The sequence below is a fragment of the Pseudomonas sp. 9.2(2024) genome, from assembly GCF_039695385.1.
In the GTDB taxonomy this organism is placed as follows: Bacteria; Pseudomonadota; Gammaproteobacteria; order Pseudomonadales; family Pseudomonadaceae; genus Aquipseudomonas; species Aquipseudomonas paraglycinae.
Window position 1 is genome coordinate 4,672,249 of sequence record NZ_CP155585.1, and the last position, 16,110, is coordinate 4,688,358.

At 63.2% G+C, this 16,110-nt stretch carries 14 protein-coding genes; 5 read left to right on the forward strand and 9 right to left on the reverse strand.

All coding sequences use genetic code 11. The annotated features are described in order from the left end of the window. Positions 1-140: 140 nt before the first annotated feature. The 3 genes from ABFB52_RS20950 to ABFB52_RS20960 all read left to right on the forward strand — a co-directional run bounded on the left by ABFB52_RS20950 (position 141) and on the right by ABFB52_RS20960 (position 3,114). A complete protein-coding gene (locus ABFB52_RS20950; RefSeq protein WP_085744982.1) occupies positions 141-947 on the forward strand; it encodes a TatD family hydrolase in 807 nt (268 codons plus the stop codon). A gap of 108 nt (positions 948-1,055) precedes the next feature. Next, entirely contained in the window at positions 1,056-2,537 is a 1,482-nt protein-coding gene (locus ABFB52_RS20955) for a methyl-accepting chemotaxis protein (RefSeq protein WP_129972552.1), read from the forward strand. A gap of 211 nt (positions 2,538-2,748) precedes the next feature. Beyond that, complete coding sequence (locus ABFB52_RS20960; protein WP_085612198.1) at positions 2,749-3,114, forward strand: Mpo1-like protein; 366 nt, start codon at positions 2,749-2,751, stop codon at positions 3,112-3,114. A gap of 1 nt (position 3,115) precedes the next feature. On the opposite strand, the gene ABFB52_RS20965 is transcribed toward ABFB52_RS20960, so the two are convergent. The 3 genes from ABFB52_RS20965 to ABFB52_RS20975 all read right to left on the reverse strand — a co-directional run bounded on the left by ABFB52_RS20965 (position 3,116) and on the right by ABFB52_RS20975 (position 5,155). After that, the gene (locus ABFB52_RS20965; protein WP_102686467.1) at positions 3,116-3,910 is read right to left on the reverse strand and encodes a thioesterase family protein; all 795 of its coding nucleotides are present in this window, start codon (positions 3,908-3,910) and stop codon (positions 3,116-3,118) included. A 121-nt stretch (positions 3,911-4,031) separates the two neighbouring features. Continuing rightward, positions 4,032-4,799 (reverse strand): CHAD domain-containing protein, encoded by a 768-nt coding sequence (locus ABFB52_RS20970; protein ID WP_102686468.1) that lies wholly within the window; start codon positions 4,797-4,799, stop codon positions 4,032-4,034. A 77-nt stretch (positions 4,800-4,876) separates the two neighbouring features. After that, positions 4,877-5,155: a hypothetical protein gene (locus ABFB52_RS20975; protein ID WP_007950948.1), complete on the reverse strand. Its 279-nt coding sequence runs from the start codon at positions 5,153-5,155 to the stop codon at positions 4,877-4,879. 217 nt (positions 5,156-5,372) lie between these two features. Between ABFB52_RS20975 and ABFB52_RS20980 the strand changes: the two genes are divergently transcribed. After that, complete coding sequence (locus ABFB52_RS20980; protein WP_085607182.1) at positions 5,373-6,410, forward strand: patatin-like phospholipase family protein; 1,038 nt, start codon at positions 5,373-5,375, stop codon at positions 6,408-6,410. On the opposite strand, the gene ABFB52_RS20985 is transcribed toward ABFB52_RS20980, so the two are convergent. Genes ABFB52_RS20985 through kdpF form a run of 6 tightly spaced genes read right to left on the reverse strand, consistent with a single transcriptional unit; the run spans position 6,407 to position 14,312 of the window. After that, complete coding sequence (locus ABFB52_RS20985) at positions 6,407-7,105, reverse strand: response regulator (RefSeq protein WP_039770498.1); 699 nt, start codon at positions 7,103-7,105, stop codon at positions 6,407-6,409. The two genes, ABFB52_RS20980 and ABFB52_RS20985, sit on opposite strands and share 4 nt — an antisense overlap. Before the next feature lie 48 nt (positions 7,106-7,153). Then, on the reverse strand, positions 7,154-9,805 hold the full coding sequence (locus tag ABFB52_RS20990) for a sensor histidine kinase KdpD (RefSeq protein WP_102686469.1): 2,652 nt from the start codon (positions 9,803-9,805) through the stop codon (positions 7,154-7,156). 34 nt (positions 9,806-9,839) lie between these two features. Beyond that, complete coding sequence (gene kdpC / locus ABFB52_RS20995) at positions 9,840-10,385, reverse strand: potassium-transporting ATPase subunit KdpC (protein ID WP_085744987.1); 546 nt, start codon at positions 10,383-10,385, stop codon at positions 9,840-9,842. A gap of 57 nt (positions 10,386-10,442) precedes the next feature. After that, the gene (gene kdpB / locus ABFB52_RS21000; RefSeq protein WP_176240466.1) at positions 10,443-12,503 is read right to left on the reverse strand and encodes a potassium-transporting ATPase subunit KdpB; all 2,061 of its coding nucleotides are present in this window, start codon (positions 12,501-12,503) and stop codon (positions 10,443-10,445) included. 16 nt (positions 12,504-12,519) lie between these two features. Beyond that, a complete protein-coding gene (kdpA, locus tag ABFB52_RS21005) occupies positions 12,520-14,214 on the reverse strand; it encodes a potassium-transporting ATPase subunit KdpA (protein ID WP_039770510.1) in 1,695 nt (564 codons plus the stop codon). A gap of 8 nt (positions 14,215-14,222) precedes the next feature. After that, complete coding sequence (gene kdpF / locus ABFB52_RS21010) at positions 14,223-14,312, reverse strand: K(+)-transporting ATPase subunit F (RefSeq protein WP_007950940.1); 90 nt, start codon at positions 14,310-14,312, stop codon at positions 14,223-14,225. Between the two features lie 417 nt (positions 14,313-14,729). Here kdpF and eat point away from each other — a divergent pair, with 417 nt between their 5' ends. Continuing rightward, positions 14,730-16,094: an ethanolamine permease gene (gene eat / locus ABFB52_RS21015; RefSeq protein ID WP_085607188.1), complete on the forward strand. Its 1,365-nt coding sequence runs from the start codon at positions 14,730-14,732 to the stop codon at positions 16,092-16,094. The last annotated feature ends 16 nt before the right edge of the window (positions 16,095-16,110 follow it).

The following is a 16,110-nucleotide window of genomic DNA, read 5'->3' on the forward strand; positions in this document are numbered from 1 at the left end:
ACTGGCACAGTGATGGCAACTCTGCCACCCCAGCCTGCCTCGCGGCCTCAACAGACAGCCATAAGCCGTTGTAGTTCTTGGCTTTTCTTATAAATCTACAGCTCTGATATGCTTTCCGGCCTTCGGCCCGAGGTAGCACCATGCAACTCATCGATATCGGCGTCAACCTGACCAACCCCAGTTTCGCCGACAAACACCAGGCCGTGCTCGACCGCGCCTACGCTGCCGGCGTCTGCCAACTGGTGCTGACCGGCACCAGCGTCGAGGGCAGCGAACAGGCGCTGGAGCTGTGCCGGCAACTGGATCCGGACGGCCAGCGACTGTTCGCCACCGCCGGCATTCACCCGCATTCCGCCAGCGACTGGAATGCCGACAGCGCGCGGCGTCTGCGCAGTCTGCTGCAGGAATCGAACGTGGTGGCGGTGGGTGAATGCGGGCTGGATTTCAACCGTGATTTCTCGCCGCGCCCGCAGCAGGAAAAAGTCCTCGAAGAACATCTGGCGCTGGCTGCCGAACTGCAATTGCCGGTGTTTCTGCACGAACGTGATGCGAGCCAGCGACTGCTGGACATCCTCCGTGACTTCCGCGACCGCTTGCCCGCCGCCGTGGTGCATTGCTTCACCGGCGAGCAGAAAGCCCTGTTCAGCTACCTCGATCTGGATCTGCACATCGGCATCACCGGCTGGATCTGCGACGAGCGTCGCGGCACCCATTTGCATCCGCTGGTGAAGGAGATCAAGCGCGGTCGCCTGATGCTGGAAAGCGATGCACCGTACCTGCTGCCGCGCACGTTGCGGCCGAAGCCGAAAAACGGCCGCAACGAGCCGGCGTATCTGACCGAAGTGCTGCGTGAAGTGGCGTTGCATCGAGGCGAGACCGAAGCAGACTTGGCGGCCCACACCACCGCTTGCGCACGTGCTTTCTACGGTTTACCTACCCTGCCCTAGCCGAGGCCAATGCATCACTTGTTGATGCACATCAAGATCCGGACACCTGCGTAGCGGCACAATAATGGCACCTTGCCAAAACTGTTTCCGCTATCAGAGAAGACCTCCATGGGTGCCTGGCTTAGCAATATCTCGCTGAAATACAAATTCTGGGCGGTCAACGCGGTCGCCTTTGTCACCACCCTGTTGCTGGTGCTGTACGCCGTGCAGCTCGAACAACAGGCCCGCAGCCACGCCGCGCAAACCTCGGCCCAGGCCCAGGCACAATTGCTCAAGGCCTGGCCGGCCGGGCAGGCGCTGCCAAAATCCGAACAGGTGCTGACTTTCAAACGCGGTGAAGCGCCGCGCCTCAACGATCAGCCGCTGCTGGAGATCACCGACAGCGGCGGCTGGATCGAGATCAGTCACCTACCGTTGTTCGGCGAAAACCCGCTGCTCGGCGCCGAGGTTTTCAGCCGTGCCGATGGTCAGCAGGTCGCCGTGATTGCCTACGCCCCCAGCCTCAGCCAGGTGTTCAGCGAGCGCTTCGCCAACTACGCGGTGGCGGTGTTCATCCTGATGCTGGCGATGCTCGGCGCTTCACAATTGTTGATCCGCTTTCTGCTCAGTCAGCTCAATACGCTCAAGGACGTGATGCTGCACGTGGAGAAAACCGGCGACCTTGCCGCCCGGGTGCCGCTGGCCTGCAAGGATGAAGTCGGTCAGATGGCCAACGCGTTCAATGCGATGCAGGCCGGTTATCAGCGAGTAGTGACCACCGTGGCCAACACCGCGCGGCAACTCGACGTCGGTGCCGCGCGACTGGCGTCGAGCATGAACGAAGTACGTCACGGCATGCTCGGCCAGCAGAGCGAAACCGATCAGGCCGCCACGGCGATCAACGAAATGACCGCCACCGTCTACCACATCGCCCAGCACGCCGGCGCCACTCGCGACCTGTCGCAGACCGCCGACGGCCTGGCCGGCAGTGGCCAGCAAGTGGTGAGCCGGGTGCAGACTTCGATTGCCGGCCTGTCCAGCGGCGTGCAGCAGACCGCCGAGATGATCCAGCGTCTGGCCGAGGACAGCCAAAAGATCAACGGCGTGGTCAGCGTGATCCACAGCATCGCCGAACAGACCAATCTGCTGGCGCTCAACGCCGCCATCGAAGCGGCCCGTGCCGGGGAAATGGGTCGCGGGTTTGCGGTGGTCGCCGACGAGGTGCGCAACCTTGCCAAACGTGTGCAGACCTCCACCGATGAGATCACCACCATGGTCTCGGCGTTGCAGGCCGGCACCCGCGACGCGGTGGACTTCATGCAGCAAAGTTCGTACAAGGCCGATGACTGCGTGCAACAGGCGCAGGAGGCCGGCGAAGCACTGGCGGAAATCACCGGCGCGGTGGCGCAAATGCGCGAGAGCAACACGCAGATTGCGGTGGCGGCGGAGCAGCAAAGTCAGGTGGCCGAAGAGATGAACCGCGCGGTGGTGAGCATTCGTGATGTCACCGAGAACACCGTGCAGCAAACCGTGGATTCGGCAACCACCAGTAACGAGTTGGCGACGCTGGCCGGGGAGCTGAACAAGGCGATAGGTCAACTCAAGCTTTGAGGGCCTCATCGCCAGCAGGCTGGCCCACAGTGGATGAGTGAAGACTGTTCCTTTGTGGGAGCTGGCCTGCTGGCGATGCCGTCAGCTCCGGCAACATCGAACCGAGCGATGACGCCTATCACTTCAATAGCCAACCTTGATTCGCCGCCCTCGCTGCCCCGGCCTATTCTTCAACCATGTACCGAACGAACATGGATCGAGGAGCAGCAACATGGGCAAACGTCACCCCAACCTTCCCGCGTGGCAATGGCGCGCGTACCCGAACAACCATCAGCACCCGACCAATCTGGTGCTGCACCTGATTGCCGTGCCGCTGTTCATCGTCGCGTTTCTGTTGATCGTCTCGGGCGTGTTCAGCCTGAGTCTGGCCAGCGTGGCGATCGGCGTGATTGGCGTCATTGCGGCGCTGGGTCTGCAGCGTCACGGTCACAGCCTGGAGGCGCAAGCCTCCGAGCCGTTCAGTGATCGCAAGGACGCCGTCTCGCGTCTGCTGGTCGAGCAGTTCCTGACGTTTCCGCGGTTCTTCCTCAGTGGCGGCTGGTTTCGCGCCTGGCGTGAACGCCATCGCCGCCATTGAGTCAGGCGAAGATCGTCACCGTCTGCCGACTCATGGCAATCAGTTCACCCTTCGCGCTCCACAGCTTGGCGGCGACATGCCCGTAACCGTCAGCCGCATACTCGATGTCCGCCAGGTATTGGCAAAAATCCAGCGTACTCAAATCCCGTAACGGCTGAACGAATTCGATGGTCCAGGTCAGCGTGCTGCCCGGTGCCGGCTTCTTCAGATACGGCAACAGCGCGGGCGGCCAGGCATCGACCAGCGCCAGCAGGTGCGCTTCGTTGACCGGCTCTTCCTTCACATCCCCACGCAAACGCACCCAGCCGCCCATCAGCCGCGATTGATTGCCGGTGAACGGCATGCCGCCGACACTCCAGCGCATCGCCAGATGGCGCATGAACTCGGGGGTTACGCCCTTGATATACGGCAGTTCCTGGCAGTCATCCCAGTGTTTCATCTCCGGTGCCGGATAGGCTTCAACCGCCACTTCCGACGAGCGCGAAGCCCCGAAGCTGCCTTGCACCATCGTCACCACCTGACCGTTCTGCACAGCGCGCCCCAGCACCTGGCTGACCGCTTTGCCTTCACGCAGTACTTCGACTTCAAAGCTCACCGGCACTTCGGGCTCGACCGGGCCGACGAAAGTGATCGCCAGCGAACGCACCGGCCGATCGGCAGGCACCTTGGTACGCATCACTTCAAATTGCAGCGCGGCCACCAATCCGCCAAAACTGGCCCGGCCCTGCCCCCACTCCGCCGGAATCGTGACCTCCGGTTGACGACGGACAGCATCGATCAGATCGCAAAAGCGCATGGAAACCTCGGACACGGAAAAGGGAATGACCGGATCTTAACCAGCGCGGCAGAGCGGCGCAGCGTCCATTCCGGTCAAAGAGACTGACAGATAAGACAGCGATGCTGCGCGCCAGCGGGTTTCAGGACTTGAAGCAGGCTGCGCTGAGTTTTTCCAGCACCCGGTCGGCCTTGATTTCGGCCTTGGCCATGGTCGCCTGCCAAGTGGCGACGCAGGGTTGCAGATCCGGCTCCAGCTCGGCGCGGGCCAGCCATTGCCAGCAATCGTGCCAGTCACCGAGAGCGCCTTGTGCGGATTTCAAACGAGGCAATGCGGCTTCGGGCAGACGATCAAGCTCGGGGTAGGCCTCGATGCCGTAGCGCACACGCTTGATCAGCAGGCGCAAGCGATGTCGGTCGTGGGCCGGGTCGTGCAGCGCCACGTCGAGGTTTTTCCATTGTTTACCCAGACGTTTTTCGATGCGTTTGTCCAGGCGCTTGAGCAATCCCTGGCGCTGGGACGCGCGCAGAAAACGCGGAAAGGCGTCGAGGATCATCAGCAGCGACGCCACTTCGGCGCTGGCCGCCAGCGTCGGGTACGCCTCGGCCATCTGCGCCATGCGGCGCTGCGCGGCTTCGGGCTGATCGTGTTTGATCAGCCAGGCTGCCAACACCTCGCGATCGCGCCACGGCGTGGTCAGTTGCCCGACGCTGGCCGCCGCGCTTTCCAGTTGCTCGACACCGGGCAAGCCGCGCAACGGTCGCAGCAGACTGCGCAAGCGCCGCACGGTGGTGCGCAGATCGTGCAGTGCTTCAGGGTCGGTTCGAGCGGTCAAACGGGCCTGACAGCCCAGCAGCCTGACTTCCAGGCTCAAGACATGAGCCACCAACCGATCGACCAACGCAGACATTACTTGCTCCTGAATTCAATGGCGCTGCATGAGTGTGCACCTGCGCAAGGAACCTGCCCTTGCGCCACGTCAGCAGCTTAGCGCCCGGCGCGGGATTCGCGAATGTAGAAACGTGCCTTTTCGGCTTTCTTGGTGCAGCCTTCAAACCCTTCGAATTGCTGCTGGGTCTTGGCCGCCGTCAACAGCGACAACGCCTTGGAATAGCTGACGGTGCCGGCAAAACCTTCGGCCTTAGCCAGATCCAATTCATGCCACGCCGCGTCCAGCTGGCTGCCGCAGCTGTCGCGGTAAGCGGTCTTGCCGGCGCAACCGGCCAATGCCAGCGCCATCAACGGCACACAGATCCAGGCTTTCATCACTCACACCTCGAAGATTGGTCAACAGTCGTGCAGGTAAGACGGTGCGGCAGCGAAAAAGTGCCTTGCGTCCCGCATTTGCACCGCTCTGCAAAAGATAACGCCGACGGGTCATGAAGTATCGAAAAAACGACGCCATTGCCGCCCCGAGCGACCCCGGCGATTGAAGCCCGGCCCTCGATGGGTGCATTGTGCAACCTTGTCGGGAGGAAGTTTGATGAAAAAGCGTGTCGCACTGGTGCTGGGCTCCGGTGGCGCCCGGGGCTATGCCCATATCGGGGTCATTGAAGAGATCGAACGACGGGGCTATGACATCAGTTGTATTGCCGGCTGTTCCATGGGGGCCGTGGTCGGCGGGATCTACGCCGCCGGCAAGCTCGACGAGTACCGCAACTGGATCGAAAGCCTGGATTACCTCGACGTGTTGCGCCTGGTGGATGTGAGTTTCCGACTCGGTGCGATCCGTGGCGAAAAAGTCTTCGGCCAGATCCGCAAGATCGTCGGCGAGATCAACATCGAAGACCTGCGCATCCCCTACACCGCCGTAGCCGCCGACCTCACCAATCAACAGGAAATCTGGTTCCAGGAAGGCTGCCTGCATCAGGCGATGCGCGCCTCGGCGGCGATTCCCAGCCTGTTCACCCCGGTGATGCAAGGCAACCGGATGCTGGTGGACGGCGGCATTCTCAACCCGTTGCCGATCGTGCCGGTGGTGTCGAGCCATTGCGATCTGATCATCGCGGTCAATCTCAACTCGACCAACCAGCGCCATTACAAACTGCCGGTGATCCAGCGGCCCGCCGCGTTCCGCACGCGCTTCGACAGCCTGATCAATTCGTTGGGCTCGAAGATGCCGTTCCGCCGCAAACAGGCCGAGCAACTGCTGATGCTGGAACAGGAAGCGCTGCGTGCCGAAGCGGCGGACATCAATCCGTGGGTCGAAGGCGCCGAGCCGGAAACCCAGCAACCGGCCGCCGCCCCTGAGCGCGACGGCGCACCGAAATCCGCCACCGGATCATTCATCATCGATAACGTCGGGCCGGCGTCATTGCTCGACCTGATCAACCAGAGTTTCGAGGTGATGCAGACCTCGCTGGCGCAGTACAAGATCGCCGGGTATCCGCCGGACATCCTGATCAACGTGCCGAAACGGGTGTGCCGGTTCTTCGAGTTCTACAAGGCGCCGGAGCTGATCGCGCTGGGTCGCGAGATTGCCCGGGATACCCTTGACCGCTATGAGAGCGAGCAGAACTAAAGGCTGCTCTCACTCAACAAGCGATAACCGACGCCGGCCTCGGTCACGATGAACCGGGGCCGGGTCGGATCGTCTGCCAGCTTCTGCCGCAGATGCCCGACCACGATCCGCAGGTAGTGGCTGTCCTCGGTGTGAGTCGGGCCCCAGATATCCTTGAGCAATTGCTGCTGGGTGATCACCCGCCCCGGATGCCGCGCCAGTTGCGCCAGCACTGCGTATTCCTTGCGGGTCAGGGCGACTTCGACACCGTCGAGCAACACCCGGCGATACGCCAGGTCCACGGTCAGCGGGCCGAAATTCAACGCGGCCTGCTGCGCTTCGCCGGCCGGGGCCTGACGCAGCAACGCACGCACCCGAGCGAGAAATTCCTGAATGCCGAACGGCTTGGTCACGTAGTCATTGGCGCCGCCATCCAGCGCCTGGACTTTCTGCCCTTCACTGGCGCGCACCGACAGCACCAGCACCGGCGCCGTGGCCCATTCGCGAAACTCGCGCAGCACTTGCTGGCCGTCCATGTCCGGCAGGCCAAGGTCGAGCACCAGCAGATCCGGTTTGTTCAGCGCCGCCTGGGCCAGGCCCTCGGCGCCGGTGCCGGCCTCCAGCACTTTGTAGCCTTGGGAAGCGAGGCTTATACGCAGGAACTTGCGGATCTGCGGTTCGTCATCGATGACCAAAATGGTCGCGGTCTGGCTCATGAATTCACATCAACACAAAAGAGTGGCAAGAGAGTAGCGCAGCGCGGATCAGGCTTCACCGTCCATCCCCGGTTGCGTCTGCAAGGGCAGGTGCAGGGTGATGCAGGTGCCACGCCCGTCGATGCCGTCGCCGACACCGATCCGCCCGCCGTGGGCACCGACCATGCCCTGACAGATCGCCAGCCCCAGCCCCGTGCCCTGCCCGCCCCGATCACCCCGGGCGGCGGTGTAGAACATGTCGAAAATCTTCGCCCGCTCATCGACCGGAATCCCCGGCCCTTCGTCGCTGACCGAGAAAAACACTTCGCTGTCATCCGCCCCGGCGCGCAGTTGCAGACGGCCGTGGGATGGCGAGAAGCGTGCGGCGTTTTCCAGCACGTTGACCAGCGCCTGCTCGATCAACGCGGCATGCACGTACAACAGCGGCAACTCGGCCGGTACATCGGTGCTCACTTGCAACGACGACAACACCGCCCGCAAACGATTGAGCGCACTGCCGACGATGTCCGCTGGCGACACCCAGTCCCGCGCCAGCTTCAGGGCGCCGTGGCCGAGACGGGTCATGTCCAGCAGGTTCTGGATGTAACGATCGAGACGTTCGGCTTCATCGCGGGTGCCTTCGAGCAACTCGCGGCGATCCTCCAGCGGGATCGCTTCGCCGAGGGCCAGCAGGCTGTCGATGCTGCCGCGCATCGAGGTCAGCGGCGTGCGCAGATCGTGGGACACCGAGGCCAGTAAGGCGCTGCGCAGTTGTTCGGTTTCGCCGTGCAGGCGCGCGGCTTCCAGGTCATCGGCCAGTTGCGCACGGGCCAATGCTTGAGCCAAAGGCTGACTCAACGCGGTCAGCAAGCGACGGCGCTGGCCGCTCAGGGTCTGGCCCTCTTTGGCGCACACACCGAGCAACGCCAGCGGACCGTCTTCCACCGACAATGGCCACCACCACCAGCGGCCGAACGGCAACGTGCCGGTGCCCATGCCCGCCGGCTGATCGTGTTGCCACGCCCAGTCGGCGGCGGCGCGTTCGGATTCAGTGAATTGCAGCGGCCCGCCGGTTTCGACTTTCCAGCCGCCCTGCCCGTCGCGATTAAGCAGGCACAGTTGCAGATCGCTCCAGCCATTGAGGTGCTGGGCTGCGGCGCTGACCACGGCCTGACGGTCGGTGGCGGCGGTGAGTTTGCGCGACAGGTCGAGCAGTTCGGTGGTCTCTTCCTGGGTATCGCGCAGCGCCTGCAATTGCCGACGCTGACGCGCTGCTAAGTTGCCGGTGAGCGCCGCCATCAGCAGGAAGAACAGCAAGGTCAGCACGTCTTCTTCGCGCTGGATGCTGAAGGAGAAATTCGGCGGAATGAACAGAAAGTCATAGGTCAGAAACGACAGCGCCGCACAAGCCAGCGCCGGGCCGAGACTGCTGCGCACCGCCACCAGCAACACCGCCGCAAGAAACACCAGTGAGATGTTCGGCAGCGGCAGCACGCTGGACACCGCCCACGCCAGCGCACTGGCCAGAATTGTCGCCACCAGCGCCAGCGCATAGTCGAACCACACCAGCGTCGGCGCTACACGCGGGCGCGGTTGATGCTGTTCCTGATCACTGTCCAGCACGTTGATTTCCAGACCATGGGCCTGACGCAGCAAACGCGCCGCCAGCCCACCACCGAACAGACGCCTGCGCAGACGCCGCCGCGACTGGCCGACCAGCACCAGACTCGCCCGACGTTCCGCCGCATGCTGGATCAGGGTTTTCGCCACTTCACCGGCCCGCAGCAGGACCACTTCGCCGCCGAGGCGTTCGGCCAGTTGCTGGGCGCTTTGCAGGCGCAGGCGCGATTGCTCGTCACGCACGCTGCCGTTGTCGACGTGCACCAGACTCCACGGCAAATGTCGGCGCTGGGCAACGCGACTGGCGTGACGCACCAGCCGTTCCGCCTGGGCATCGCCATCGACGCCGACCAGCAAGCGCCCACGTACCGCCGGCGCGGCTTGACCGAGCTGGCGATAGCCTTGGGCGAGATCGTTATCGACCTGCGCGGCAGCGGTCTGCATCGCCAGTTCGCGCAGCGCGGTGAGGTTGGTCTGGGTAAAAAAAGCATCGATCGCGGCGCGTGCCTGCTCCGGCACGTAGACCTTGCCTTCGCGCAGGCGCTCGAGCAGTTCGCGGGGTGGCAGGTCGATCAGCAGCAGTTCGTAGGCTTCCTGCAACACCCAGTCCGGCAGGGTTTCGCGCACTTGCACACCGGTGATGCCGCGCACCTGATCGTTGAGACTTTCCAGGTGCTGGACGTTGACCGTGGTGTACACGTCGATGCCGGCGGCAAGCAGTTCCTGAATGTCCTGCCAGCGTTTGGCGTGGCGGCTGCCGGGGGCGTTACTGTGGGCGAGTTCGTCGACCAGCACCAGTTTCGGCTTGGCCGCGAGCAGGCCGTCGAGGTCCATTTCTTCAAGCGTCACGCCGCGATATTCCGAGCGCACCAGCGGCAACTGCGGCAAGCCGCCAAGCAGCGCTTCGGTTTCGGCGCGGCCGTGGGTTTCGACCACGCCGGCAATGACTTTCACGCCTTGGCGCAACTGGGTATGGGCCGCCTGCAGCATTGCGTAAGTCTTGCCCACACCCGGCGCTGCGCCGAGAAAAACCTTGAGCCGGCCGCGTCCGTCGCGGGGCAGTTCTGCTAACAGCGCGTCGGCGCGGCCGGAGTCACTCATGCTTGAAGCTCTCTCTTCCTGATGTGATCGCGATTCACAGCTTTTCCAGCGCCATGTTCAGCGCCAGCACATTCACCACCGGCGGACCCACCAGAGGCTGTTCAATGTGCGCGTCGAGCAACTGCTGCAAGGTCGCCACCGGCAGATTGCGCGCTGCCGCAACACGCGCCAGTTGATAGGCAATCGCCGCCGGTGGCAAGTGCGGATCGAGGCCACTGCCGGAGGTGGTCACCAGCGCCAGCGGCACCGGGCCCTGGCCGGGCACCTGCAGTTTGTTGGCGTCATCGATCACCCGAGTGGCCAGCGCCGGATTGCTTGGCGACAGGTTGCTCGCACTGCTCGACACGGTGGCAAAGGCACCGGCTGATGGACGCGGATGGAACCAGGCATCGCCGACAAAATCCTGGGCGATCAGCGACGAGCCGCGCACCTTGCCTTCGGCGTCGCGCACCAGGCTGCCGTTGGCCTGCTCGGGGAAGGCGACTTGCGCGACGCCCGTGACTACCAGCGGATAGGCAACGCCGGTCATCAGGGTCATCAGCACCAGCAGGCTCAGGGCCGGACGTAACATTGTGGACATTTCAAAATCCTCGAATTCGTGCTTGAAGCGGTGTGCCCGGCACACCGCTGTTCAGGTTCAAACCAGATGCAACGCCGTCAACAGCATGTCGATCGCCTTGATCCCCACGAACGGCACCAGAATCCCGCCCAGGCCATAGATCAGCAGATTGCGACGCAGCAGCGCCGCCGCACTCGCCGCCTGCACCCGCACGCCGCGCAGGGCCAGCGGGATCAGCACCACGATGATCAGGGCGTTGAAAACGATGGCCGACAGAATCGCGCTCTGCGGGCTGCTCAAATGCATGATGTTCAGCACGCCCAGTTGCGGGTAGATCGCGGCGAACAACGCCGGCAGGATCGCAAAGTACTTGGCCACGTCGTTGGCGATGGAAAAGGTCGTCAGCGCACCGCGAGTCACCAGCAATTCCTTGCCGATCTGCACCACGTCCAGCAACTTGGTCGGGTCGCTGTCGAGGTCGACCATGTTGGCCGCTTCGCGCGCGGCTTGGGTGCCGTCGTTCATCGCCATGCCAACGTCAGCCTGGGCCAGCGCCGGGGCGTCGTTGGCGCCGTCGCCGCACATCGCGACCAGACGACCGTCGTTCTGCTCGTGACGGATACGGGCGAGTTTTTTCTCCGGTGTGGCCTCGGCCAGCACGTCGTCGACGCCTGCTTCAGCGGCGATCGCGGCAGCGGTCAGCGGGTTGTCACCGGTAACCATCACCGTGCGAATCCCCAGTTTGCGCAGCTCGGCAAAACGCTCGCGGATGCCCGGCTTGACCACGTCTTTCAGGTGGATCGCACCGAGCAGTTTGCCGTCGGCGCAAACCAGCAACGGCGTGCCGCCGCTCTGGGCAATCTTGTCGATTTCCCGGGACAGCGCCGGGGCCAGATCCTTGCGTTGTTGACCGAGGAACGCCAACAGCGAATCCACCGCGCCCTTACGGAATACACGGCCCTGATAGTCGACACCGGACAAGCGGGTTTCAGCACTGAACGGTACGGCGGTCAGAGTTTCCGGCGAAGGTTCCGGCTGTGGATTGGTGCCGCGCAGGTACTCGACGATGGACTTGCCTTCGGCGGTTTCGTCGGCCAGCGAAGCGAACAGTGCGCCTTCGGCCAGCTCACGGGCATTCACGCCCGGCGCGGCATATACCGCACTGCAACGACGGTTACCGAAAGTGATGGTGCCGGTCTTGTCCAGCAGCAACACGTGCACGTCACCCGCCGCTTCCACCGCGCGACCGGACTTGGCGATCACGTTCAGGCGCACCAGACGATCCATCCCGGCAATCCCGATCGCCGACAGCAGGCCGCCGATGGTGGTCGGAATCAGCGTGACCAATAACGCCACCAGGAACACCAGCGGCAGGCTGCCGTTGGCGAAGTGGGCGAACGGCTGCAGGGTCACGACCACCAGCAGGAAGATCAGGGTCAGGCCGATCAGCAGGATGTCCAGCGCCACTTCGTTCGGGGTCTTCTGGCGTTTGGCACCTTCGACCAGCGCGATCATCCGGTCGAGGGTCGATTCACCGGGGTTGGCGGTGATCTTCACCAGCAGCCAGTCGGACACCAGCCGGGTGTTGCCGGTGACGGCGGAACGGTCGCCACCGGACTCGCGAATCACTGGCGCCGATTCACCGGTGATCGCCGCTTCGTTGACCGCCGCGATGCCTTCGATGACCTCGCCGTCACCGGGGATCATCTCCCCCGCTTCGACGCGCACCACATCGCCCTTGCGCAGGCTGGTGGCCGGTACGACCTGGAAGCTGCCGTTGGCCAGTTTGCGTCGGGCGCTGAGGCCCTCGCTGCCGGCCTTGAGGCTGTCGGCGCGGGCCTTGCCGCGACCTTCGGCCAGCGCTTCGGCGAAGTTGGCGAACAGCACGGTGAACCACAGCCACAGGGCAATTTGCGCGGCAACGAAGGTCGGCACGCTGCTGTCGGGAATGAAGCACAGCACGGTGGTCAGGATGGCCGTCAGTTCGACCACCAGCATCACCGGCGAGCGTTGCAACTGGCGCGGGTCGAGCTTGACGAACGCTTGCACCAGCGCCGGACGCCACAGGGCGCTGATCGCGGTTTTAGGAGCTTCAGCCGACTTGGCAGCTGTCGCTGGTTTTGAAGCTGGAACATGCATATTCATGATGGATTCCTTAGAAGCCCATGCTCAGGTGTTCGGCAATCGGGCCGAGCGCCAGGGTCGGCAAGAAGGTCAGGCCGCCCACCAGCAAAATGGTCACGGTCAGCAGGGTCACGAACAGCGGGCCGTGGGTCGGGAAGCTGTTCTGGCCGATCGGTGCGGTTTTCTTCATCGCCAGGCTGCCGGCCAGGGCCAGTACCGGAAGGATGTAACCGAAGCGGCCGATCAACATGCCCAAGCCCAGCATCAGGTTGTGGAACGCGGTGTTGGCGCCGAAGCCGCCGAACGCCGAACCGTTGTTGGCACTGGCCGAGGTGTAGGCGTAGAGCAATTGACTGAAACCGTGCGGACCGGGGTTGCTCACGGCCGCCACCGGGCCGGGCAGGCTCGCAGCGATCGCGCCGAGCACCAGCACGCCGACCGGCATCACCAGCAGGGTCACCACCAGCAGCTGTACTTCACGGGCCTGGAGTTTCTTGCCGAGGTATTCCGGGGTGCGACCAATCATCAGACCGGCGAGGAACACCGCGATCAGCACGTTCAGCAACATGCCGTAGAGCCCCGCGCCGACGCCGCCGAAGATCACTTCGCCGACCATCATGTTGACCAGCGCGACCATGCCGCTGAGCGGGTTGAGGCTGTCATGCATGCCGTTGACCGAACCGTTCGACGCCGCGGTGGTGGTCACCGACCAGAGCACGGTGGCGGTGGTGCCGAAGCGCGCTTCCTTGCCTTCCAGCGGCGCGGTCTGCTCGACGGCGACATTGTTCAAGGCAGGGTTAGGTTGATACTCGGCCCACAGCGAAGTGGCGCCGCCGATGATGAACAGCGCGAGCATGCAGCCGATGATGGCGCGGCTCTGGCGCAGGTCCTTCACGTAGTGGCCGAAGGTGAAAACCAGCGCCACCGGGATCAGGATGATCGAGGCGACTTCGAACAGGTTGCTCCACGCGGTCGGGTTCTCGAACGGATGTGCCGAGTTGACGCCGAAGAAGCCGCCGCCGTTGGTGCCCAGTTGCTTGATCGCAATCTGGCTGGCGGCCGGGCCGAGCGGGATGACTTGGTCAACGCCCTGCATCGTCACAGCATTCACGTATTGCGCGAAGGTTTGCGGCACGCCCTGCCACACCAGATACAGCGCCAGCAGCAGGCACAGTGGCAGCAGGCCGTAGAGGGTGGCGCGGGTCATGTCGACCCAGAAGTTGCCGAGGGTCTTGGTGGATTTGCGCCCGATGCCACGGCACAGCGCAACCAGTACGGCGAGGCCGGTGGCGGCGCTGACGAAGTTCTGCACGGTGAGCCCGACCATCTGGCTCAGGTAGCTGAGCGACGCTTCGCCGCTGTAGGCCTGCCAGTTGGTGTTGGTCATGAAACTGACGGCGGTGTTGAACGCGAGGGTCCACTCCTGGCCCGGCAGGTTTTGCGGGTTCAGCGGCAGGTGATCCTGAAACAGCAGGATCGCGAACAGCAGCAGGAAACCGGCGAGGTTGAACGCCAGCAGCGCCAGCGTGTACTTCTGCCAGCTCTGTTCATCCTGCGGGTTAACGCCGGCAATGCGGTAACAGCCGCGCTCGACCGGGCCGAGAATCGGCGTCAGCCAAGTGCGCTGGCCCTCCATTACCTTGTAGTAGAAGCGCCCGAGGAACGGCGCCGGCAGCAAGACCACCGCGAAGAATGCGAGGATCAGCCAATAGTCATAACTGTGCATAGCCGCTCCTAAGTCCGATCCGCGCGCAACAGCGCAACCAACAGATAAATGAACAGCCCCACTGCCAATAGCAGTGACACCCCGTCCAGAACGCTCATGGAAGATCTCCGTGTTACGGCGTATTGCCGCGTGTGGAGGCATTGTCGGAAAGGAGGCTGTAAAGGAACGAGAGCGAGGGCGCGCGCGGGGCATAAAGAAAGCGTAAAGAGTGGGTTTACGCGGGCGTTACAGGTGAATTTTGCGTCGTGTGGACGGGCCTCTTCGCGAGCAGGCTCGCTCCCACAATTTGAAATGCGCGCGTCCAGGCACCGCTGACACCTGTGGGAGCGGGCTTGCCCGCGAAGACGGCAGCACAGACAACATCGCACCCAACTGGCGCACAATTTTGTCGGCATTGCGCCGCGAACATCCCCGATACGACAGCTTTCAGCCCATTACGACCCGCCAATACAAAATGGCACGCCCACTGCACACGCCCTTCCCCGAGCTTTCCAAACCGTTCAGGGAGCAAACGCATGAACACACAACTCAAACCCACGCTGGGCACGTTGCACCTGTGGGGCATTGCGGTGGGGCTGGTGATTTCCGGGGAATATTTCGGCTGGAGTTATGGCTGGGGCGTCGCGGGAACACTGGGCTTTCTGGTGACCTCGTTCATGGTCGCGACCATGTACACCTGTTTCATCTTCAGCTTCACCGAACTGACCACGGCGATCCCCCACGCGGGCGGGCCGTTTGCCTACAGTCGCCGGGCTTTCGGTGAAAAAGGCGGATTGATCGCCGGACTGGCGACGCTGATCGAATTCGTCTTCGCCCCGCCGGCGATTGCCTTGGCGATTGGCGCGTACCTGAACGTGCAGTTTCCGGCCCTCGACCCGAAACACGCGGCGGTCGGCGCGTACATCGTGTTCATGGGTTTGAACATTCTCGGTGTGAAACTGGCCGCGACGTTCGAGTTGATCGTCTGCGTCCTGGCCGTTGCCGAGTTGCTGGTGTTCATGGGTGTGGTCGCGCCAGCCTTCAGCTTCAGCAACTTTGCGCTCAATGGCTGGGCCGGCTCGGACATCTTCGGTGCACCGGCGATTGCCGGGATGTTCGCGGCGATTCCGTTCGCAATCTGGTTCTTCCTCGCCATCGAAGGCGCGGCCATGGCCGCGGAAGAAGCCAAGGATCCGAAACGCACGATTCCCAAAGCCTACATCAGCGGCATTCTGACCCTTGTATTGCTGGCGATGGGCGTGATGTTCTTCGCCGGAGGTGTCGGCGACTGGCGCACCCTGTCGAACATCAACGACCCGTTGCCACAAGCGATGAAAACCGTGGTCGGCGACAACTCCGGCTGGCTGCACATGCTGGTCTGGATCGGTCTGTTTGGGCTGGTGGCGAGTTTCCACGGGATCATTCTTGGCTACTCGCGGCAGTTCTTCGCCCTCGCCCGCGCCGGTTACCTGCCCGCTTCGCTGGCGAAGCTGTCGCGCTTTCAAACCCCGCACCGCGCCATCATCGCCGGCGGCGTGATCGGCATCGCCGCGATCTACAGCGACGGCCTGATCAACCTCGGTGGCATGACCCTCACTGCCGCGATGATCACCATGGCGGTGTTCGGTGCGATCGTGATGTACATCATGAGCATGCTCAGCCTGTTCAAACTGCGTAAGTCCGAACCGAACCTGGAGCGCACCTTCCGCGCGCCATGCTATCCGCTGATTCCGCTGATTGCATTGGTGCTGGCCGTGGTGTGCCTGGTGGCGATGGCCTGGTTCAATGCGTTGATCGGGCTGATCTTCCTCGGCTTCATGGCAGTCGGTTTCGGCTACTTCCTGTTGACCGGCCAATTGCGCGCCAACGCCCCGGCAGACGCCATGCTCACCGGACTGTAAACCGCGACGGGCATAA